This is a genomic window from Collinsella aerofaciens ATCC 25986 (assembly GCF_964237925.1).
In the GTDB taxonomy this organism is placed as follows: Bacteria; Actinomycetota; Coriobacteriia; order Coriobacteriales; family Coriobacteriaceae; genus Collinsella; species Collinsella aerofaciens_BJ.
Genome location: NZ_CAXSKI010000005.1, coordinates 125221 through 145524, shown reverse-complemented (window position 1 = coordinate 145524; position 20304 = coordinate 125221). Strand labels below are relative to the sequence as shown.

Annotated in this window: 17 protein-coding genes, 1 tRNA gene and 1 rRNA gene; 1 reads left to right on the top strand and 18 read right to left on the bottom strand. The window is 58.9% G+C overall.

What is annotated here, in order from left to right:
• The 11 genes from ACESWY_RS03925 to recJ form a co-directional block, all read right to left on the bottom strand.
• Positions 1–65: ribosomal RNA gene (locus ACESWY_RS03925) — 16S ribosomal RNA — on the bottom strand; the annotation flags it as partial.
• Positions 66–511: 446 nt separating this feature from the next.
• Positions 512–1120: a helix-turn-helix transcriptional regulator gene (locus ACESWY_RS03920; RefSeq protein WP_373093096.1), complete on the bottom strand. Its 609-nt coding sequence runs from the start codon at positions 1118–1120 to the stop codon at positions 512–514.
• Between the two features lie 272 nt (positions 1121–1392).
• On the bottom strand, positions 1393–1752 hold the full coding sequence (gene rplT / locus ACESWY_RS03915; RefSeq protein WP_022094123.1) for a 50S ribosomal protein L20: 360 nt from the start codon (positions 1750–1752) through the stop codon (positions 1393–1395).
• Positions 1753–1798: 46 nt separating this feature from the next.
• The gene (gene rpmI / locus ACESWY_RS03910) at positions 1799–1990 is read right to left on the bottom strand and encodes a 50S ribosomal protein L35 (protein ID WP_006234422.1); all 192 of its coding nucleotides are present in this window, start codon (positions 1988–1990) and stop codon (positions 1799–1801) included.
• A 32-nt stretch (positions 1991–2022) separates the two neighbouring features.
• Positions 2023–2592 (bottom strand): translation initiation factor IF-3, encoded by a 570-nt coding sequence (gene infC, locus ACESWY_RS03905; RefSeq protein ID WP_006234423.1) that lies wholly within the window; start codon positions 2590–2592, stop codon positions 2023–2025.
• A gap of 431 nt (positions 2593–3023) precedes the next feature.
• A tRNA-Leu gene (locus ACESWY_RS03900) sits at positions 3024–3110 on the bottom strand.
• A 39-nt stretch (positions 3111–3149) separates the two neighbouring features.
• Positions 3150–4583: a transglutaminase-like domain-containing protein gene (locus ACESWY_RS03895; RefSeq protein WP_373093094.1), complete on the bottom strand. Its 1434-nt coding sequence runs from the start codon at positions 4581–4583 to the stop codon at positions 3150–3152.
• Between the two features lie 250 nt (positions 4584–4833).
• Positions 4834–5700: a class II fructose-1,6-bisphosphate aldolase gene (fba, locus tag ACESWY_RS03890; protein ID WP_006234429.1), complete on the bottom strand. Its 867-nt coding sequence runs from the start codon at positions 5698–5700 to the stop codon at positions 4834–4836.
• A 194-nt stretch (positions 5701–5894) separates the two neighbouring features.
• Positions 5895–6578, bottom strand: coding sequence for an MBL fold metallo-hydrolase (locus ACESWY_RS03885; protein ID WP_373093089.1), 684 nt, complete (start codon positions 6576–6578; stop codon positions 5895–5897).
• A gap of 84 nt (positions 6579–6662) precedes the next feature.
• Positions 6663–9023, bottom strand: coding sequence for a RelA/SpoT family protein (locus ACESWY_RS03880; protein WP_346981435.1), 2361 nt, complete (start codon positions 9021–9023; stop codon positions 6663–6665).
• A gap of 15 nt (positions 9024–9038) precedes the next feature.
• Positions 9039–12326 (bottom strand): single-stranded-DNA-specific exonuclease RecJ, encoded by a 3288-nt coding sequence (recJ, locus tag ACESWY_RS03875; RefSeq protein ID WP_373093087.1) that lies wholly within the window; start codon positions 12324–12326, stop codon positions 9039–9041.
• 276 nt (positions 12327–12602) lie between these two features.
• Here recJ and ACESWY_RS03870 point away from each other — a divergent pair, with 276 nt between their 5' ends.
• Positions 12603–13601, top strand: a complete 999-nt coding sequence (locus ACESWY_RS03870; RefSeq protein WP_373093085.1) for a bile acid:sodium symporter family protein — start codon at positions 12603–12605, stop codon at positions 13599–13601.
• Positions 13602–13631: 30 nt separating this feature from the next.
• Here the strand turns inward: ACESWY_RS03870 and ACESWY_RS03865 are convergent, their stop codons facing one another.
• The 7 genes from ACESWY_RS03865 to ACESWY_RS03835 form a co-directional block, all read right to left on the bottom strand.
• Positions 13632–14429: a DUF4931 domain-containing protein gene (locus ACESWY_RS03865; protein ID WP_260699352.1), complete on the bottom strand. Its 798-nt coding sequence runs from the start codon at positions 14427–14429 to the stop codon at positions 13632–13634.
• Positions 14430–14432: 3 nt separating this feature from the next.
• Positions 14433–15110, bottom strand: coding sequence for a copper homeostasis protein CutC (locus ACESWY_RS03860; protein ID WP_196032236.1), 678 nt, complete (start codon positions 15108–15110; stop codon positions 14433–14435).
• A 175-nt stretch (positions 15111–15285) separates the two neighbouring features.
• The gene (locus ACESWY_RS03855; protein WP_443984546.1) at positions 15286–15999 is read right to left on the bottom strand and encodes an ABC transporter ATP-binding protein; all 714 of its coding nucleotides are present in this window, start codon (positions 15997–15999) and stop codon (positions 15286–15288) included.
• The gene (locus ACESWY_RS03850) at positions 16000–16860 is read right to left on the bottom strand and encodes an ABC transporter ATP-binding protein (protein WP_373093082.1); all 861 of its coding nucleotides are present in this window, start codon (positions 16858–16860) and stop codon (positions 16000–16002) included.
• Positions 16850–17929, bottom strand: coding sequence for a branched-chain amino acid ABC transporter permease (locus tag ACESWY_RS03845; RefSeq protein ID WP_373093080.1), 1080 nt, complete (start codon positions 17927–17929; stop codon positions 16850–16852). Before ACESWY_RS03845 ends, ACESWY_RS03850 begins: the two co-directional genes overlap by 11 nt.
• A 9-nt stretch (positions 17930–17938) precedes the next feature.
• The gene (locus ACESWY_RS03840; protein WP_035137220.1) at positions 17939–18820 is read right to left on the bottom strand and encodes a branched-chain amino acid ABC transporter permease; all 882 of its coding nucleotides are present in this window, start codon (positions 18818–18820) and stop codon (positions 17939–17941) included.
• A 139-nt stretch (positions 18821–18959) separates the two neighbouring features.
• Complete coding sequence (locus ACESWY_RS03835; RefSeq protein WP_117758807.1) at positions 18960–20147, bottom strand: ABC transporter substrate-binding protein; 1188 nt, start codon at positions 20145–20147, stop codon at positions 18960–18962.
• Positions 20148–20304: the final 157 nt, after the last annotated feature.

The window sequence follows — 20304 nt, the reverse complement described above, 5'->3', positions numbered from 1 at the left end:
TCGACTTGCATGTGTTAGGCGCGCCGCCAGCGTTCATCCTGAGCCAGGATCGAACTCTCCGTCCAAAATATATGGGCCTCGAGCCCGTCCGGTCCTCTCAGTCCATCGCTGATCGGTTCCGTTCGATTCATATGGTTTTAGTATAGGAAAAGGAATTTCTCGGGGCCGCCTCTCGGCGGCCTTGCGAAAAACAAATCCAAGTTAGACCATTTCAAATGGTTCGATGTCTGCCCGGATGCGACACTCGGAAGTGTCCATCCTCGCAGTATCCGGTTCTCAAGGTGCACGCTCTGCGGCTGATCCGGTTCGACCGGGCCGCGCGGCAAGGAGATATATTGCCAGACCGGAGGGGCCCCGGGGGCGGGAATCTGGGACTCCACGGTTCCTACACAAATGAGGATGGGACCCTCTCTGTGAGAGCCTAGAAAGAACAGGGCCGCGGCCCCCTATTAGAGCGGCCCTTCGGTTTTCCAACGGTTAAGCTTCGGCCGCATTAATGGCTGTATACCCATTAGAAATGGGACATAGCAGCGTTAACGAGTTCAAAAACGATTAGTCCAATAAGAGCCGCTGCGGCAAACTTGATGGCATTCGCAAGCTGTGGATGCTCATAAGCCCAGCCCGTCCTCGTCTCTTCGCTGCCCGCCTTCTTTCCGTCCAAGAAGTCGGATATCTCTTGATACGTCACCAAATCATTCTTCTTCTTGATATGTTCCGCTGCAAGCGCGCAGCACATTGCGCCAGCACCAAAGACGCCTGCCAACACCATCGTCGGAACGCACTGGACCATCCCCCACCCGTGGTTTTGTTGCCACATGAGCCAGGCCATAGAGACGGTAAACGCAAGAAGCCCAGCCAACATCCCCGCACCCAAGCGATAGAGCGTGCCCCTATCGCGTTCAACCCTTTCTCTAATTATTGAAATGTCGCCTTTAACAAGCTCGTCAATCGTTACATCCAGTTGTTCAGACAGCAGTAGGAGACTCTGGATGTCGGGGTACGTTTTACCGCGCTCCCAATTACTGATGGTCTGACGTGTTACAAAAATGCGCCTTGCAAGATCCTCCTGGGACAAACCAGCATCGAGTCGATACTGTTTAAGGTGTTTTGGCAGCTGCATGGCGTTCCCTTCGAATGCATCTCAACTCTTATTGGGCGGCTACACAACAGAAGCCGGCAAGCAAAGCGTAATCCCAAAATCAAACCCATACGGATGGCTGCGCGCAGATTAGAGTGTCAAAAATCTTTGACACATACGCTACCTGCTCTTTCTTGCAACTCGGACACTATCGAATTGATCGGTTTGGCTACGTCCCAAATCGATCACATCCCTAATCAATCAAAAAGGGGCGCTTCCGGATTGGAAGCGCCCCTTTAAGATGCAAGAAGCAATTAAGCCTCGAGAGCCTTCTTGGCAATGGCAGCCAGCTCGTTGAAGGACTCGATGTCCTCGTAAGCCATCTGAGCCAGGACCTTACGGTCGAGCTCGATGCCGGCAACCTTCAGGCCGTGCATGAACTGAGAGTAAGAGATGTCGTTCAGGCGAGCGGCAGCGTTGATACGGGTGATCCAGAGAGAGCGAATCTCGCGCTTCTTGTTGCGGCGATCACGATACTGATACTGCAGGGAGTGCTGGACCTGCTCTTTAGCATGCTTGTAAGTACGCGAAGCGGCACCGTAGTAACCCTTCGCACGGTGCATAACGGTACGGCGCTTCTTCTTGGCGGCAACAGCGCGCTTAATACGTGCCATGTTCTATCAACTCCTAGACGGTAAAACGAAAAACGGGAACGCGAACTTAGGCGAGACGCGACTTGATGACCTTGCGGTCGGCAGCGGCGATCTCGGTCTCCTGACGGAAGCCACGCTTACGCTTGGTGGACTTCTTGCTCAGGATGTGGCTCTTGAAAGCCTTGGCGCGCATAAGCTTGCCGGTACCAGTCTTGCGGAAACGCTTCTTGGTGCCGCTGTGGGACTTCATCTTAGGCATGAAATACTCCTTAATCGGTTACAGAACACTAGTTACTTGGTATCGCTTGCCGCTTTATCCTCATCGAAGGCGCCCTTAATCGGGGCGAGCAGCATAAGCATGTTACGGCCTTCCATCTTAGGCTTGGACTCGACCGTAGCGTAAGGCTTGAGATCCTCGGCGAGACGCTCGAGAACGTTAAGACCCTGCTCCGGGTGAGCCATCTCACGGCCGCGGAACATGATGGTGATCTTAACGCGTGCGCCCTTCTTGAGGAAACGCAGAACGTGGCCCTTCTTGGTCTCGTAATCGCCAACGTCAATCTTGGGTCGGAACTTCATTTCCTTGACCTCGACCTTAGACTGGTTCTTACGAGCGGCCTTGGCCTTCATGGCCTGCTGGTACTTGAACTTACCGTAGTCCATGACCTTGCAGACCGGCGGCTCCGCGTTGGGAGCGATCTCGACCAGGTCGAGACCCTGATCGTCAGCGACGCGCTGGGCATCGCGGATGGCGAACAGGCCGAGCTGAGAGCCATCGACGCCAATCAAACGGCACGAAGATGCAGTGATCTCGTCGTTGATGCGGGTGTCATCAGACTTAGCTATTTTCCCTACCTCCATTCATAAAAAAATAACCCGGCGCTTCTTTGCAACCAGGTCGTACACATAGACATCCTCGATACGAGGAAGGGAATCTAAGTTGTATGACCAGTCAGCTGCTCGTTGGCGCCAAAAGGTGGGAACCCTCGGGTTCCTCTTTAGGGCATTGCGGGAACAACGCCTTGGGCATAATAACACGTACAGCGCGCTATCACATTACGTACACGAAAAAGGGGCCTTGACCCCCTTGAAGCGCAGGTGCATGTATGGTGCCCGAGACGAGACTCGAAGGGCCTTCGCTTCGCGAAGCCCCGGGCTTCGGGCGCATGGCGTCCTCACCACGCTCCGTTACAAACAGGCCACAGGCCTGTTTGCTTAACGCTCCGCGCGCTCACGCGAGTTCGGCACGAAAAAAGGGGGCATCGACCCCCTTGAACGCTCACTTGCATGTATGGTGCCCGAGGCGAGACTCGAACTCGCACGTTGTTGCCAACGGTGGATTTTGAGTCCACTGCGTCTGCCAATTCCGCCACTCGGGCACGTAATGCGTGAGTTAGTTTATCACAGCTTTCTGTTGATTAGTCCGAAAATGGAACTTCGAGCATTTCGATAAGCTCAACCTTGCGCAACATCTCCCGCTTACGACATCCACGCCCATCAACCGAGGCCTCGCCCATCTGGTTGTCATAGGGATCCTCGCGCATGCCATCGAAAGCAGGCACAAATTCAGCCTGGAATCGATTGTTGGCCACCATACGCCACGGGTCGAGATTGCCAAAGTAGTGACGACGACGCCACTCCTCCCCCATCCTGCGTGCCGAGGAACCAAACGATACGTCGGCGTTAAGCCAACCGGTCTGGGGTGTGAAGAACTCGGCCCAGTCGTGCGGTCCCACCGAATCGGGCGCAACATATAGGCCGCTCTGCCAACGAGCAGGCACGCCCGCGATACGGCACATGGTGATAAACGTGAGCGCCATAACGCCGCAATCGCCGCGGAGCGAGTGTGCACAGTCGTCGGCAATAGATTCCAAAAGCAGGTACGGTGGCTGATAGCGATAGTCGATATGCTGTGTCAGGTAATCATAGATTGCACGAGCGCGATCGAGCGGATCCTCGAGCCCGTCAATGACACGCTCCGTCAACTGTCGCAGATACGGCGTAAACGCAATATGCGGACGGTCCTCGGAAGTGTCCTCGGGCAGCGGCGTGTCCATGCACGCATGCGATGGGAGCGCGCCACCATAGATATCGCAATAGGCAGCATCGATGTGATAGCGATAGGTCACCGAGAATGAATGTTCAGTCGAAGATATCCAAGAGGCAGTACGAGCCGAAACGTTTTCAGAGGCAACGGTACCCTCCGACGTCATATCGAGAACCTCGATTTGAGACTGTTGACGACAGGCGGCGGCAACGGGAAGCCACGCGCGAACGGCCTCTCCCTCCAGAGCCCCGGGGACAGACACGGATGCCTTAAGCGTGATGACGCGAGTCAACCCGTTTTGCGACTCCATCTCCCTGAGCATCTGGTTACGCAGCGCAATGCCGTCCGTAGAATCGGGACGCAGGCCCGGAACCTCCTTAGGGTACACGCGAAGCGAATCGAGGAAGTTGTCGAGAACGAACAGCTCGCCATCGATAAAGCGCCAGTCAATACGCTTACGATTAATCAGGTCATCAAACTGCTCTTCGGTAAACTTTGGCCACTCCTCGCGAATCATCGCAATAGCCTGATCGCGCGACACCGAAAAATGAAGCGGCGTCTCGAGCATGCGATACCGCTCGGCACGAATACAAGCAGCCAGCGAAGGCTCAGGATTCTGCTCCAAAAGGCGATCGCAAGCAGCAACAGCCTGCGTCAAATAGCCGGCATCCTTAAGACGAAGAATCTCGGGCGGCAGTCCAATATCGAGATGACGAAAATCATCACAGCAAACATCAACAGAGCAACCAACAGGACCTTCGTCAATAACCTTCCCATCCGAAGGCAGCACATCAATAACAGCCATACCAAACTCCAAGTCACTAGAACGCTTGAAGCCCATTGTAGCGAGATAAAAAGAAAGCCCCAACAAGGGAGCCATCAACGCCGCCGAACGGTAGTCAATAAATAAATTCAGCCCAGTAACCCTGCGGCGTTAAACGAAGGAAGCCCCGTCCCCCGGAACTGTTTCCTTGGCGCGACTTCTGGCGAAGCCAGGTGAGCGCAAAGGAAACAGTGTAGGGGGACGGGGCTTCCGACGGGAAGTTTAGCGACGCTTACGCCTTGTTGACGGAGCCAAACTCCTCCATGAGCTCCTTGGTGCGGGCAACGATGTTGTCGCGACCAGGCTTGAGGAGCTTGCGGGGGTCAAAGCCCTTGCCCTGCTGATCCTTGCCAGCCTCGATGTACTCGCGGACGCCCTTGGCGAAGACGAGCTGCAGGTCGGTGTTGACGTTGATCTTGGAGATGCCCAGGGAGATGGCCTTCTTGATCTGATCCTCGGGGATGCCGGTACCACCGTGCAGAACGAGGGGCAGGTCGCCGGTCTGAGCCTTAATCTCGCCCAAACGCTCGAAGGAAAGGCCAGCCCAGTCGGCGGGATACACGCCGTGGATGTTGCCGATGCCGCAGGCGAGGAAGTCGACGCCCAGGTCAGCAATCTGCTTGCACTCAGCGGGGTCAGCGAGCTCGCCGTTGGAGGTCACGCCGTCCTCGGTGCCGCCGATGCCGCCGACCTCGGCCTCAATGGACATGCCCTTGGAGTGGGCAAGCTCAACGAGCTCCTTGGTGCGGTCGAGGTTAAGCTGGAAGGTCTCCTCGTGAGAGCCGTCATACATGATGGACGTGAAGCCGGCCTCGATGCACTTGAAGCAGTCCTCGTAAGAACCGTGATCGAGGTGAAGGGCGACGGGAACGGTAACGCCCGTGGCCTCGACGGCAGCCTTGACCATGTCGGCGCAGACCTTGAAACCGCCCATCCACTTAGCGGCACCAGCGGTGCACTGAAGGATCAGCGGAGACTTGGCCTCCTCGGCGGCCTGGAGAATAGCCAGGGTCCACTCGAGGTTGTTGGTGTTGAAGGCACCGAGAGCGTACTTGCCGGCCTCGGCCTTCTTGAGCATGTCTGCTGCGTTGACGAGCATAAAAGAAACCTCCTGTAAGGTTGCTCCGATAACGCCTGAGATTTTACCACGGCGCACCCGAGCATAAACGTTCGTTTGTTCACGAATATCGTCCAAACAGACTTTTTTGACCGTTTGCCCTACGGAATCGACCCGTTGGGGAAAAATAGCTTGACGTTTGGACGCTTCTCGTGCTTTAGAAGCTGACTATAAAGCTACACCTGCATGAAAGGGTTCTGCATGAGCTCGCGTGCCATGGTGGTCGAATCACCATGGCCGGTTAAGCAAACGGTATCGGGTGGAAGAAGCCGGGCGAGCTTGGAGAGCGAGCGCAGAATCGCCGCCTCGTCGCCACCGGCAAGATCGGTGCGGCCGTGGCTGCCCGGGAACAGGGTGTCGCCAACAAAGGCGATGCTTCCCTGCTCGGTGGCGGCGAACAAGACGATCCCGCCCGGCGTATGCCCTGGTGTCTCGATCACCTGCAGGCAGATATCGCCCACCTCGATAGCATCGCCCTCGGCGAGCAGGCACGTCGGCTCCCCGGGGTCGGGCGTCTCAATGCCCCACATAGCTCGCTGTTCCTCGATATTCGCATGCGGCACCGCCGCATCCTTAGCACACAGCTCATACTGACAACCCTCGCCAACGGTGGTTCGCACGCCGGCAACACCACCAACATGATCGGCATGGCCATGAGTGCATACGGCGCCAAGCACGCGTACGCCGGGATGTTCGGCTCGAATATGCTCCACCAGGCGCTCGCCTTCCCACGCAGGGTCGATAATCACGCACTCATTGCCCGAAATAAAAGCATAGCTATTGGTCTGAATGGGACCGTTTACGAGCGTCTCAATCTCGACCGATCCCTTGGGAGTTACATCCAAGGACACAGCACTCATGTCCCTCTCCTCTCTATAGAACTCGAGGCATCAAACGATGCCTCGAGTGTAGCGAATATTGATAATGTGGCGCGTTCGTCGCGACTAAACGCGGCGCTTAAGCTGGGCTCCACCCTCGCCGGGCATCAGGCGGCGTGCGTCGTAGACCGAGTCAACGCTGCTGATAGAGGCCAGCAGCGGATCCAGACCACTCGCATCCGAGATCTCGACCATAAAGCGCAGGGTTGCAATACCCTCGCGGTTGGTCGACGTGGCGGCAGAAAGGATATTGCCGCCCGCATCGCCAATGGCAATGGTGACATCCTTGAGCAGGCCCATGCGGTCCAGGCACTCGACCACGATCTCGACCTGGAAGAGGGTGTCGGCTGCGCCGTCCCACTCCACTTCGATCATGCGCTCGGGATGCTCCATAAGACCCTTGACGTTGGGGCAGTTGGCGCGATGCACCGAAACGCCACGACCGCGCGTGATGAAGCCGACGATATCGTCGCCCGTCACCGGATTGCAGCAATGCGCCAGACGGACCAGCAGGCCGCTGTTGCTCTCGCCCTTGACGATAATGCCGTTGCTGGCGCTCTTGCCACGCTTTTGCGGCTTGCGGTTGGAGCCTCGGGCCGGCTGTTTCACGACCTCGGCGATAGCCTCGGCTTTGGTGAGCTGTTCCTCGGGCTTGGGGTCCAAGATTTGCTCGACCTTGTTACCCACAGCGCGCGGGGCAACCTTGCCGGCGCCGACGGCGGCAAACAGGTCCTCGAGCTGCTTGTAGTTAAACTGCTCCGCCACGGCGTTGAGCGCACGCGTGGATCGCGGCGTAGAGATGCCATACCCGCGCTTGCGCAGGTCCTTGGCCAGTATATCGCGGCCGGCAGCAGCGTCATCGTCTTTGGTCGCGGCGGCGAAATAACGGCGAATCTTTGACTTGGCGGAAGGTGTCTTAACGATCTTGAGCCAATCACGCGACGGCTTGGAACTCTTGTTGGTCAGGATTTCAACGCGGTCGCCCGTCTTGATCTCGTGCGTGAGCGGGGCCACCGCACCGTTGATCTTGGCGCCGACGCAGTGGTTGCCCACCTCGGTGTGAACGGCATAGGCAAAGTCGAGCGGCGTGGAGCCGGCACGAAGCGCCATGACCTCGCCCTTGGGCGTAAAGACGAAGATCTCTTGATCGAAGAGGTCGACCTTCAGCGAATGCAGGTATTCCTTGGCGTCGGTGATCTCATCAGACGCAGCCCAATCGAGCGAATGCTTAAGCCAGTTGATCTGATCGTCCAAACGTTGAGCGTCATTGGTCTTGGAAGCAGACGATCCGCCCGATTTCTTATAGAGCCAGTGGGCGGCAATGCCGTACTCGGCCTGCTCATGCATCTCATAGGTTCGAATCTGAATCTCGAGCGGACGAGCCGTGGGACCGATAACCGTCGTGTGGAGCGACTGGTAGTTATTGACCTTGGGCATGGCGATATAGTCTTTAAAGCGACCGGGCATGGGGTGCCACAGCGTATGCACCGCGCCGAGCGTGGAGTAGCAATCGCGCACCGAATGGGTGATGACGCGCAGCGCCACCAGGTCGTAGATCTCGGAGAATTCCTTGCCCTTGCGCTTCATCTTTTGGTAGATGGACCAATAGTGCTTGGAGCGGCCATTAATCTGGAAGCCCTCCAGGCCAATGCGGTTGAGCTCGTCGGTGAGCGTCTTGATGGTCTCGGCCAGATAGCGCTCGCGAACCTCGCGCGACTCAGCCACCATGCGCGCAATGCGCTGGTAGGCATCGGGCTCCAGATAGAAGAAGGACAGGTCCTCGAGCTCCCACTTAATAGAGCTCATGCCCAGACGGTCGGCCAGGGGCGCATACACGTCCATGGTCTCGCGGGCCTTAAACAGGCGACGGTCCTCGCGCAGAGCTGCAAGGGTGCGCATGTTGTGCAGACGGTCGGCAAGCTTAACGATAATGACGCGGATGTCCTTGGACATGGCGAGGAACATCTTGCGCAGCGTAAGCGCCTGCTTCTCGTCCATGCTATCGACTTCGATGTTGGTGAGCTTGGTCACGCCATCGACGAGCTCGGCCACCGTATCGCCAAACAGACCGGAAACATCGGCGAGCGAGGTCTCGGTATCCTCGACGGTATCGTGCAGCAGCGCGGCGCACACCACATCGCAGTCCATCTTGAGGTCGGCCAGAATGATAGCCACCTCGACGGGATGGTTGATGTACATCTCACCCGAGCGCCGCTTTTGGTTGCAGTGCTTCTCGGCAGCAAAGCAATAGGCCTGCTCCACCTTAGAGAAGTCGTCCTCATTCATATATTTGAGGCACAGGCGCTCCAGCTTGTCGTAGCTGTCCGCCATAATCTCGGGCGGCAGCTCATCGGCATGCTTATAGTGCTCCATCTCCGAGAACGGTTGGAGGGTGGAATCATGGGCGGTACGGGCTGCGGCATCCATCGAGGTCCCCTTCCCCTAGGCCCGCGGTACGATCGGGCGGTTAACTTTGGCTAGCATATCAGAAGCGCACGAATCAAGCGCCCAACTCCGGAAAGCCGAGAACTCCATACGCGAGCGCAAGCCCTCCAAATAGCGGATTGACCTGCTCAATTGCACACGGCCGGGGTTTTCGGCCATCGCAATGCGACGGGTGTCATCAAACCCCGAAACGCGACAGAAGCCAAGCTCTTCGAAGATTCCCAGACCGCTTGCCACCGAGCGCTCGTCAACCGGCGTGCGGGCATCGATGGCAAGGCACATCTGCGCGATGTCGATATCGCTCGCACTAAATGAGTCGGCTCCGGTCTTGCCGCGGTTGGAGCGCCACATAGTCTGCAGCGCGCGATAGAGCGTGACGAGCTCGTCGCGCTCGGGCGCGTAGCAGTCGAGCAGGCGCTCGTTAATGCGAGCGTCACGCGACGAATAGAGCAGGTGAATCACGGCAGGTTGCCCGTCGCGACCGGCGCGTCCGCTCATCTGGTTGAACTCGATGGCGCCAAACGGCATGTGGTAGAGCACGACATGGCGGATATCGGGCAGGTTCACGCCCTCACCGAAGGCAGAGGTCGAAACGATGCAACTGAGGCTTCCGTCACGAAACGCTTCCTCGACACGGCGACGATCGGAGCGCGCAAGCCCCGCGTTATAGAACGCGATGCGGGTCGCGCAATCGGGCACCCGCTTGCGCAGCGTCTTAGCAAGCGCCACGGACTGGTCGCGCGAGTTGACGTAGATGACGGTCTTCTCCCCCGTCGCCACGATTGACACCAGGCGGTTCTCGCGGCTCGCAAGATCTCGGTCATCCTCGAGCTGCAAGTTCTCGCGCACCGTCTCGTCGACCACCGTGCGGGTAATCGGTAGCACGCGGGCGAGCTCGGCCACAACCGGAGCCGTTGCGGTGGCAGTCGCGGCCAGAACGACCGGGTCGCCCAGGGCCTTGAGGATATCAGGCATGTCGAGATAGGCGCTGCGGTCGCCGCCCTTGGCAAGACCGGCATGATGTGCCTCATCGATAACGACAAAACCGATGCGCCCCGAACGCGCAAAGCGGTCGCGGTGAATGGACAGGAACTCGGGCGTCGTGAGCACGATGCCGGTGCGGCCCGAAGCCAAGCCGGCAAACACGTCATCGCGCGCCGCCTCCACGGTCTCGCCAGTCAACACGCCTACGCCAATACCGAGTGCGGCCATCGTCGACGAGAGGTGATAGGCCTGGTCGGCAACGAGCGCGCGCAGCGGATAGACAAAGATGCTCGCACGCCCGCGAAGGACCGCCTCGCGCGCGGCATGCACATGGAAGATAAGAGACTTGCCGCGCCCCGTTCCCATAACGGCCAGAACACTTTGGTGATCGGCCAGGGCATCGAGCGCCTCGACCTGCGCGCGGTGCGGCCGGTTCGAGCCGATAAAGCTATGGATAAGCGAGCGCGTCAGCTCGGTATAGGAAAGCTGGGCGAGCGTTTGGCGCTTTCGGGACTCCAGACGAAGACCGGCGTCCGCAGGCTCCACGCCGCGGCGAAGCTCACATGCCGGGTCGTCAACGCTGGGCGCTGTGGTATCGCGGACCAAGACATCCTTGATCATGAGCTTTGGCTTTACGCGACCTTGCCAATGCTCGGCCACGGCCTCGAACACCAAATCGACGGCGCTATCGCAATTGATGAGCTTATCGATCTGCGGCACGCGGAACATAATGGCCGGCACACTCGCGGCGCCATCGGTCGCCACGAAGCGCATGTGCTCGCCGGTTTTGCCCACCACGGCGCGATCGCACATTGTCACGCCCTCGGCCGCCAACAGCGGCACCTTGTTGCCCTGGCCAAACGGCTCAAGACGGGAGATCTGCTCGATGGTCTCGATATTTAGCTCGGAGAGGTCAACGATGGCGGCGACCTCGTCAGTGTCCTCAAAGTCCTCGGCGGGAAGCTCCGATAGCACGGCCGAAAGGCGACGGCGGAACTCATCGAGCTTGGACGCCTCGATGGTCACGCCCACCGCACCGGCATGCCCGCCGCGACGAATCAGCAGGTCGGAGCAGCGTTCTACGGCGTCGAACAGGTTGACTTTGCCCACCGAACGACCCGAACCGCGAGCGATACCGTCTTCGATCGAGAACAGCAGCGCCGGCACGTGATAACGGTTGGTCAGACGGCTCGCCACGATGCCCTTGACGCCCTCGTGCCAGCCCTCGCCACCCACGACGATTGCGCGCCCACCGTCATAAGTCTCCTCGACCTTTGCCATGGCATCGCGCGTAAGCTCGGCCTCAATCTCGCGGCGTTGGCGATTGATTTCCTCGAGCTCGGCGGCAAGCGCGCTCGCTTCGATGGGGTCGCGGGCAAGCAGCAGGTCGAGCGCCAGCTTGGGATCGGCCATGCGGCCGGCAGCATTCAGACGAGGGATGAGCGAAAACGACAGGCCGTCGGCCGTAATGGTAGAAAGGTCGGCCTTGGCAAGTGCGGCAAGCGCGATATAGCCGGGGCGGGCCGTCACGCGCATCTGCTGGATGCCCTCGGCGACCAGTGCGCGATTCTCGGGCGTGAGCGGCATCATGTCGGACACGGTGCCCAACGCCGCGACCTCTATCAGCGAACGCCAATACGACGGCTTGCCCAAACGCTCGCCCAGGACTTGCACCAGCTTGAGCGCCACGCCGGCACCGGCAAGCTCGCGCGAGGGACCCTCGTCCTCGAGCTTGGGGTCGGTCAGGGGCACGCCCTGCGGCACCTGGTCGGACGGCTCGTGATGGTCCGTGACCACCAAATCGATCCCCAGGCTCTCCAGATAGGAGACCTCTTCCTTGGCGGCAATACCGTTATCGACGGTCACGATCAGGTTGGGTTGGGCGAGCTCGTTGACGCGGTCGAGCGCCGCACGCGACAGGCCGTAGCCCTCGTCAAAGCGATGCGGAATAAACGGTGTGACATCGGCGCCAAACGAACGTAGCGCCTCGGTCAACAGACAAGTCGACGTAATGCCGTCGACGTCAAAATCGCCAAAGACGGCGATGCGCTCGTGGCTGCGAATAGCACGCTCAACGCGGTCGGCGACGGCCGCCATGCCCGGAATAACGAGCGGGTCCGCCCAGTCGCGATCGAGCGAAGGCGTCAAAAACAGCTGGCCTTCCTCGATGGATGTAATGCCGTGCGCAACCATAATGCGCGCCACCAGCCCGGGTATGCCCAGGTCAGCCGAAAGCTCCTTTTCGAGCTCGGGGTTTTGCTGAGCGACCGCCCAGCGATGCGTCGTCTTAAGCGATGACATAGGCGCCCACCCCCGATAGGGGCAGGTCGCCGCGATACCTCTCACGGTTCATAGCGATGAGTCCTCTGTGTATGCCCGCTTCGGCAGGCAGATCTGTTGAACGGATTTATTATACCGTGCAGCGCGGACGCAAATCGCCGCAGCACGCCGCGGTTTCGGTAAACGATGCCGGTAATCGCCTCGAAATATTCGAGCGTTTCTGACGCGCGGACGCATGCGAGCGTCTAGCATATCCATTCAAAACGAATTCACGAGCAAAGGGAGTCACAAGAGTATATGAAACAATGGGTTGGACTGGGCAAGTTTCTCGCGGGGCACATGCAGGCCATCGTTCCGATTTGTGTGGCGCTCGGCGTGCTCTTTCCCCAGCAGATCGGCGTTCTCAAGCCCATCGTTCCCACCTTGTTTGCTTTCATGACGTTTCAGGGTGCGCTCAGCAACACCTTTCATCAGGTGGCTGAGGTGTTCCATCGTCCCCTGCATCTGATTTTGGCGTTATTTGTCTCGGCTGTGATCATCCCCATCGCAGCGTATGCCATGGGCTCACTGTTCTTTGGCTCCAATCCCAACCTTGTCTGTGGCATCGTGCTCGAGTACAGCGTACCCGTGGCAGTCACTGCCTTTATGTGGATTAGCATGTTCGGCGGCAACGGCCCGCTCGCGCTCACCATCATCCTGACGTCCTCGGTCATCTCACCTGTGACGATTCCTCTTACGCTCAAGCTCCTGCTGGGCGCCACCGTCTCGATCGACGTGCCGAGCATGATGCAGAATATGGCCTTTATGATCGCCATACCCGCCGTGCTCGGTATCGTCATTAACGAACTCACGCGCGGCTGGGGTCATGAGAAACTCTCCCCCGCGCTTTCGCCCGCCTGCAAGTTCATGATGATGGGCGTCATCGCGTCCAACTCCACCGCCATGAGCGAGTACGTGCTGCACATGAACATGGTACGCCTGGAAGTCGCCCTCTTTATCCTGGCGTTCGCCATCAGTGGCTTTATCATCGGCATCCTGGTCGCACGTGTCCTGCATCTGCCGTATAGCGAGACGACCACCATGTGCTTTACCTGTGGCATGCGCAATATCTCTTCGGGCGCCGTCATCGCCACACAGTATTTTCCCGGCGAGGTCGTGTTCCCCGTCATGTGCGGCACGATGTTTCAGCAGGTACTCGCCTCGCTTATCGGACATCTCTTTGAACGTCTGACCGGCGAGGAGCGCGCCAAACAGCGCAAGCGGGTCGAGGCCGGGCGCGACGCGATGGCACGCTAAGCAGCACTCTTTTCGCAGGCGCTCGCCTTGCTACGCGAGCGTTTCCAGATGCGCACGCAGGCGCTCAGCATCGATATCGAGCGTGGTCTCGGCATTGACCTGGGCCAGACGATAGCCCACAAAGTAGGGCGAAACCACCCAACGTGGCAGAGCCTTGGCAATGGTCCGGCCGTCCATGTGGTAGAAGAACAAGTTGTACGACTCCGCGCGACCGCCATGGTGCTCGTGCAGGATATAGCGCAGGGCCACCTGAATCGCATCGGCAAACAGGTCCGCTTCGGCTTGGTCGCGGGCGTCGTCGCTGGCGGCGATTCCCTGTGGAGCCGAGACGTTGACCTCAAAGAACCCCATGATCGGTTCGGTTGAGATGTCGACCGAGATTCTCCCCTGTTGCCAGACACTGATGCCTTCAAAGTTGGCTGAGGTCAGCGCCGCATAGCCGTCCTCCTGTTCCAGGCCCACAATCTGCATGTGTGGATGGACGAGGCTGCCGCCCGAAAGCGGGCCTTTGTTCTTGTACATGAGCACACTGCGGTACTGTTGGGAATCGATCATCTGCTGCCAACAGCCCAGGGCAAACCGCATCACATGATGCAGCTCATCCGGTTCATAGGTCACCAGGTCGGCGTCGTGATTGGCAGACTCGATCAATACGGTCTGACGTGTGGCCCGCAAGGTCTTGAACTTATTCTCGAGCCAGATACAGTCACCATCGCGCTGGATGATGTTGGCAAGTCCCTCCGTGTCGCAAAAGGGGCACGCGGTGCCAGGGCGACGATTATCGTCGGGCTTACCGCTCGCCTGCTGAACGTCAAATACCAGCGCCACGGGTTATACCTCCAGCGGCACGATCTTGGTGCCATGGAGCTCGGAGACGCCTAGCGCCGCCGCGACCGCGTCGCGATTTGCCGTAGTGATGCCGCCGCCGGGAAGGATGGTCAAACGATCGCCCGCATACTCGATTAAACGAGCCAGGTAATCGAAATTATCCTCGATCGACGTACCGGCAGCGCCGCCATGCGTGAGGATGCGCGTAACGCCGCAGTCGGCAAGTGTATCAATCGCATCGAGCTGAGCCTCGGGCGAGAGCTGGTCAAATGACATGTGGAAGGTGATGTCGATGGGATCACGCTTACATTCCTCGGTCGCGCAGCCCGCAGCCATCACGAGGGCGCCAAGCGTAAGCTCGTCGAGCGCCCATCCGCCAGCGCAGGGTTTGCAGCAGCCAAAGACCAAGCCGTCAACGCCCGCACTCACGGCAAGGCCCAAGTCCATCTCCATCATGCGCAGCTCATCCTGGTTGTAGTGAAAGTCGCCGCCACGCGGACGGATCATGCACATCACCCGTGCATCGTGTTCGTGGGCATAGTTGGTTGTAGCGCTGATAACGCCGGCCGAAGGCGTGGTGCCACCGACGGCGAGGTTGTCACACAGCTCAATGCGCCTCGCACCGGCCTCGATGGCCGCTGGCACTCGCTCAAAGTTCTCGGCACAAAACTCGTACAGCATAGATGGACCCCCAAAGACAACAGACGTTTTCCGACGGGCATTGTCACACATCCCCATGAAGTTGCGGTGGAATAGGGACTGTTTTGGCCTCTGAGACTCCCATTTAGTCCCTATTCCACCGCAACTTAAAAGGGGGCGCTGACCGGGTTGGTCAGCGCCCCCTTTGTTGAATGGATTAACCACCCAGGTAGGCTTTGCGGACGTTGTCGTCGTGCAGGAGCTCTTGGCCGGTGCCGGCCATGGTGATCTTGCCGGTCTCGAGCACGTAGCCGCGTGTGGCGATGGAAAGAGCCATCTGTGCGTTTTGCTCGACCAGAAGCACCGTGGTGCCGGCCTTGTGCAGGTCCTCGACAATCTGGAAGATCTGCTCAATCAGAATCGGCGCCAGGCCCATGGAGGGTTCGTCGAGCATGAGCAGCTTGGGGTTACTCATAAGGGCGCGGCCCATAACGAGCATCTGCTGCTCGCCGCCCGAAAGGGTGCCGGCGACCTGGCGACGGCGCTCCTTAAGACGCGGGAACTGTTCGTAGACACGCTCAAGGCCCGGAGCCACCGTGGACTTGGGCTGCGTATAGGCGCCCATTTCCAGGTTCTCCTCAACCGTCATCTGCAAAAAGGCGCGACGTCCCTCGGGCACCTGGGCCAGGCCCTTGCTTACCAGCTTATCAGCGGGCGTATGAGTAATGTCCTCGCCCATAAACTTGATGGAGCCGGTCTTGGAACGCAGCAGGCCCGAGACAGTCTTGAGCGTTGTGGACTTGCCGGCACCGTTCGCACCGATCAGGGCCACGATCTCGCCCTCGTTAACGTTAAAGGAGATGTCCTTGATGGCGTGGATGGCGCCGTACCAGACGTTGATGTTGTAGACGGAAAGCATCGGCTCTGCCATTTAGTTCTCCCCCTTATCCTGCTTGCCCAGATATGCCTCGATAACGGCGTCGTTGTTCTGGATTTCCTCGGCCGTGCCCTTGGCGATGACCTTACCAAAGTTGAGCACGCAGATACCCTCGCAAATATTCATGACGAGCGACATGTCGTGCTCGATAAGCATGATGGCAATGCCGAAGGTGTCGCGAATCTTGACGATGTTCTCCATGAGCTCCGCGGTCTCGGACGGGTTCATGCCGGCGGCAGGCTCGTCGAGCAACAGCAGTTTGGGGTTGGTGGCAAGCGCGCGGACGATCTCCAGACGACGCTGGGCGCCGTAAGGCAGCGAGCCGGCCTGCTCGTTTGCCAGATGCTCCATATCAAAGATGGACAGCAGCTCCATGGCGCGCTCGTGAGCAGCCTTCTCGTGCTTCCAATACGTCGGCAGGCGCAGCACGCCCTCAAAGCCGGAGTAACGCTCCTGGTTATGCAGGCCGACCTTAACGTTATCCTCCACCGTCATGGTATTAAACAGGCGAATGTTCTGGAAGGTACGGGCAATACCCATGCGGTTGACCTGGTAGACCGACTTGCCCGAGGTGTCCTCACCGTCGAGCAGGATGGTGCCGTGCGTGGGCTGATACACCTTGGTGAGCAGGTTGAAGACCGTGGTCTTACCGGCGCCGTTGGGGCCGATCAGACCGGCAATCTCGGTCTTGCCGATAGTCAGGCTAAAGTCGTCGACTGCCTTAAGGCCACCGAACTCAATGCCCAGGTGGATGCACTCGAGTGCCGGGCGCTCGCCTAGGTCACGGTCGGGAACGATGGCGCCAGAAGGATACGGGACCATCTTGCCCTTGTTGAACTCAAATTTACCGGGCATCGGCTGCCACCTCCTTCTTGGAAGCAAAGCGGTCCTTGACGCGACCGAAGAACGCCTTGAGCTGCGGGTTGTTGGTAAAGATCATGACCAGGATCAGCACGATGGCGTAGATGAGCATGCGGTAGTCCGAGAACTGACGGAGCAGCTCGGGAAGCACCGTGAGCAACGCCGCCGCGATGACGGAACCGCGCATGTTGCCCAGGCCGCCCAGAACCACGAACACCAGGATGAGGATCGACGTGTTGAAGTCGAACTTGGTGGCGGAGAGCTGCGAGAAGTTACCGCCGAAGAGAGCTCCGGCAGCACCGGCGAGGGCAGCGGAAACCACGAAGGCGATCATGCGGTACTCGGTGACGGAGATGCCTACGGACTCGGCTGCAATCTTGTTATCGCGCACGGCCATAATGGCACGGCCGGTACGGCTGCGAACCAAGTTGAGCACGATCACGAGTGCGACCATGACCAGGATGGCACCGGCGAGGAAGGTCGAGTACGTCGACACGCCCGAGGCACCCTGGGCGCCCTTGATGATGGCGGTGCCGTCCTCGAGCAGGTGCAGGTCGTCGATTGTAGAGTTGCCCGTGATGTTAAAGATCACGTGCAGGCCGCGGGAGTCGACGCCCACAATGAGGCAGGTGACGATCTCTTTGATGATCTCGCCAAAGGCCAGCGTCACGATAGCCAGGTAATCGCCGCTCAGGCGCAGGACCGGGATACCAATCAAGAAGCCCAAGATGGCAGCGGCGATGGCGCCGACCACGATACTGATGATAAGGCGCACCGGATCGGAGGGAACGGCGCTCTCCAGCGCGACCGCGGTGACGATGCCCGTGTAGGCACCGACACTCATAAAGCCCGCATGGCCCAGCGACAGGTCGCCCGCGATGCCGACGACGAGGTTGAGGGAAATGGCCATGACGATGTAGGCCGTAATAGGAACCAACTGACCGGCGATCATGCGCGGAATCATGTGGTTCGACTGCATAAAGAACACGATGGCGAAGGCCACGATACACATGGCGTACGTGACAAAGTCGTGACGCGTCTGCTTGTCTTTAAGAAACTTCATAACGCTCACCTACACCTTCTCGGGGACGTACTTGCCCAAGAGGCCGGCAGGCTTGACGAGCAGGACGATGATCAAAACACCAAAGACGATGGAGTTGGCAAGGCTCGTGGAAATGTAGGCCTGCGCCATCGCCTCGATGATGCCGATGAGAATGCCACCGACAAAGGCACCGGGAATGGAGCCGATGCCGCCGAAGACGGCGGCGTCGAAGGCCTTGATGCCAGGCATGGCACCCGTCGTGGGCTGCAGCACCGGCGAGTAGGAGCACAGGAGCACGCCGGCGATGGCGGCAAGCGCCGAGCCGATGGCAAACGTCATCGAGATGGTGCGGTTGACGTTGATGCCCATGAGCTGAGCGGCGGCCTTGTCCTCGGACACGGCGCGCATGGCCTTGCCCATCTTGGTCTTACCTGTAAAGAACATCAGGCCGGCCATGATAACCAGGCAGGCGACGATGGTGACGAGCGAGACGGCGCTTACGTTGAACTTGGCCAAGAACTCCGGCACCTGGAAGGTGACGAGCGAAGTGAAGTTCTTGGGCGTGGCGCCCCACAGAAGCTGCGCGGCGTTCTGCAGGAAGTAAGACACGCCGATAGCCGTGATCAGAACGGCCAGCGGGCCTGCTTGGCGCAGCGGCTTATAGGCCAGACCCTCGATGAGAACGCCGAGAACCGTGCAGACCACACAAGAAAGAATTACAGATACCCAGCCCGGGAGGCCGAGATACGACGTGGCGCAGAACGAGACATAGGCACCGACCATGATGACGTCGCCGTGAGCGAAGTTCAGCATCTTGGCGATACCGTAGACCATGGTGTAGCCCAACGCGATGATGGCGTAGACGCTGCCCATGGACAGGCCGTTGACCAGGTATTGGATAAAGACCGTCATGTTCCACATCCCCCTTTCGAATAGGTTTCCAGTTGATGTATGAAACAGGGACGTTACATCGTCCCTAGATACCAAGCAAGCAGGGAAGGCCAAAACCTCCCCTGCTTGGGATCAAAACCGCTCTATGTAAGGCGGCCAATTAGGCCTGTACGTACTTGCCGTCGGTGATGACGTACGCCGTGGGCTCCTTCTGGACCTGGCCCTTATCGTTCCAGGTGAGCTTGCCGGTCAGACCGTCAACGGTAATCTTGAGCATAGCCTTGGACAGCTTCTCGGCGGCCTCGGTCGGGTCGGCGTCGACACCAAGACCGGCCTCCTTGAGGGCCTCGGCCACCGCGTGCACGCCGTCGTAGGCGTCGGCGGCAAACTGGTCGGGGGTATCGCCGTACTTATCCTTGTAAGCGTTGACAAAGTCGGCGTTCTTCTCGTCGTCGGCGGAGAACGGGGTCATGAGCAGCAGACCCTCAGCAAGAGAGGTATCGAAGCCCTCAACGCCCAGGATACCGTCCATGCCGTCGCAGCCCATCATCTTGACGTCGTAGCCCATGTCCTTGGCGTTCTTGAGCAGGACGGACGCCGGCGTATAGTAGATCGGCGCAAAGATCATGGTGGCGCCGGCCTGCTTGGCCTTGGTCAGCTGGTTCGTAAAGCTCGTGGCGGAGTCGTCCTTAAAGGTCTCCTCGTCAACAATCTCGAGCTTGGACTCAGCGGCCTGGGCCTTAAAGGAATCTGCGATGCCCGAAGAATAGGCGTCGCCGGAGTTATAGAACAGCACGAACTTCTCGTCCGCATACTTCTGCGCCAGGAACTTGGCAGCGTTGACACCCTGGTTGGGGTCGGTGAAGCAAACCTGGAAGACGCAATCCTTGCCGTCGGTGACGTCCTCGGAGGACGCGGACGGGGTGATCATGAACGTCTTGGGGTCGTTACCGCACTCGGCGGCAACGGCAACCGACGCACCCGTGGTGGTCGGGCCGACGAGGGCCTGCATGCCCCAGTCGAGCAGGGTGTTGAAGGCGTTGACGGCCTTCTCGCCGTCGGCCTGGTCATCCTCGGCCTTGCTGGCAAGCGGCAGCTCCTTGGTCGAGAAATCCTTGCAGCCAAGCTCGACACCCTGGGTAACGGACTTGCCGTAGGACGCGTTGGCGCCGGTCAGCGGGCCGATGGTGCCGATCTTAAACGAAGCGTCGCCCGAAGCGGAACCACTGTCGCCGCCGTTGGAGGAGCAGCCAGCTAGAATGGACATCGCCCCCAGACCTGCTGCGCTCGCGATAACGCTCCTGCGATTCATAACAGGGTTCAATGACTTACCGGTGAGGCTCGACATGCGGCTCTCCTCTCAAATCTCGTCGGGTTTCGGTTACCCGACAGGCCATCCTTCGCCGTGTTCGGCGTTCGCAAAATACTAGACGCTTTAGTTAAGGAAAGTGGCGATTATTTCAACTTTTCTTTGGATTTGTTCATTTATCCATAATTCTGCGTAT

Excerpts from the sequence above, each read along its gene's own strand:
- ACESWY_RS03920 (WP_373093096.1), bottom strand. The coding sequence starts at position 1,120 with ATGCAGCTGCCAAAACACCTTAAACAGTATCGACTCGATGCTGGTTTG.
- rplT (WP_022094123.1), bottom strand. The coding sequence starts at position 1,752 with ATGGCACGTATTAAGCGCGCTGTTGCCGCCAAGAAGAAGCGCCGTACC.
- rpmI (WP_006234422.1), bottom strand. The coding sequence starts at position 1,990 with ATGCCTAAGATGAAGTCCCACAGCGGCACCAAGAAGCGTTTCCGCAAG.
- infC (WP_006234423.1), bottom strand. The coding sequence starts at position 2,592 with ATGGAGGTAGGGAAAATAGCTAAGTCTGATGACACCCGCATCAACGAC.
- ACESWY_RS03895 (WP_373093094.1), bottom strand. The coding sequence starts at position 4,583 with ATGGCTGTTATTGATGTGCTGCCTTCGGATGGGAAGGTTATTGACGAA.
- fba (WP_006234429.1), bottom strand. The coding sequence starts at position 5,700 with ATGCTCGTCAACGCAGCAGACATGCTCAAGAAGGCCGAGGCCGGCAAG.
- ACESWY_RS03885 (WP_373093089.1), bottom strand. The coding sequence starts at position 6,578 with ATGAGTGCTGTGTCCTTGGATGTAACTCCCAAGGGATCGGTCGAGATT.
- ACESWY_RS03880 (WP_346981435.1), bottom strand. The coding sequence starts at position 9,023 with ATGGATGCCGCAGCCCGTACCGCCCATGATTCCACCCTCCAACCGTTC.
- recJ (WP_373093087.1), bottom strand. The coding sequence starts at position 12,326 with ATGTCATCGCTTAAGACGACGCATCGCTGGGCGGTCGCTCAGCAAAAC.
- ACESWY_RS03870 (WP_373093085.1), top strand. The coding sequence starts at position 12,603 with ATGAAACAATGGGTTGGACTGGGCAAGTTTCTCGCGGGGCACATGCAG.
- ACESWY_RS03860 (WP_196032236.1), bottom strand. The coding sequence starts at position 15,110 with ATGCTGTACGAGTTTTGTGCCGAGAACTTTGAGCGAGTGCCAGCGGCC.
- ACESWY_RS03855 (WP_443984546.1), bottom strand. The coding sequence starts at position 15,999 with ATGGCAGAGCCGATGCTTTCCGTCTACAACATCAACGTCTGGTACGGC.
- ACESWY_RS03850 (WP_373093082.1), bottom strand. The coding sequence starts at position 16,860 with ATGCCCGGTAAATTTGAGTTCAACAAGGGCAAGATGGTCCCGTATCCT.
- ACESWY_RS03845 (WP_373093080.1), bottom strand. The coding sequence starts at position 17,929 with ATGAAGTTTCTTAAAGACAAGCAGACGCGTCACGACTTTGTCACGTAC.
- ACESWY_RS03840 (WP_035137220.1), bottom strand. The coding sequence starts at position 18,820 with ATGACGGTCTTTATCCAATACCTGGTCAACGGCCTGTCCATGGGCAGC.
- ACESWY_RS03835 (WP_117758807.1), bottom strand. The coding sequence starts at position 20,147 with ATGTCGAGCCTCACCGGTAAGTCATTGAACCCTGTTATGAATCGCAGG.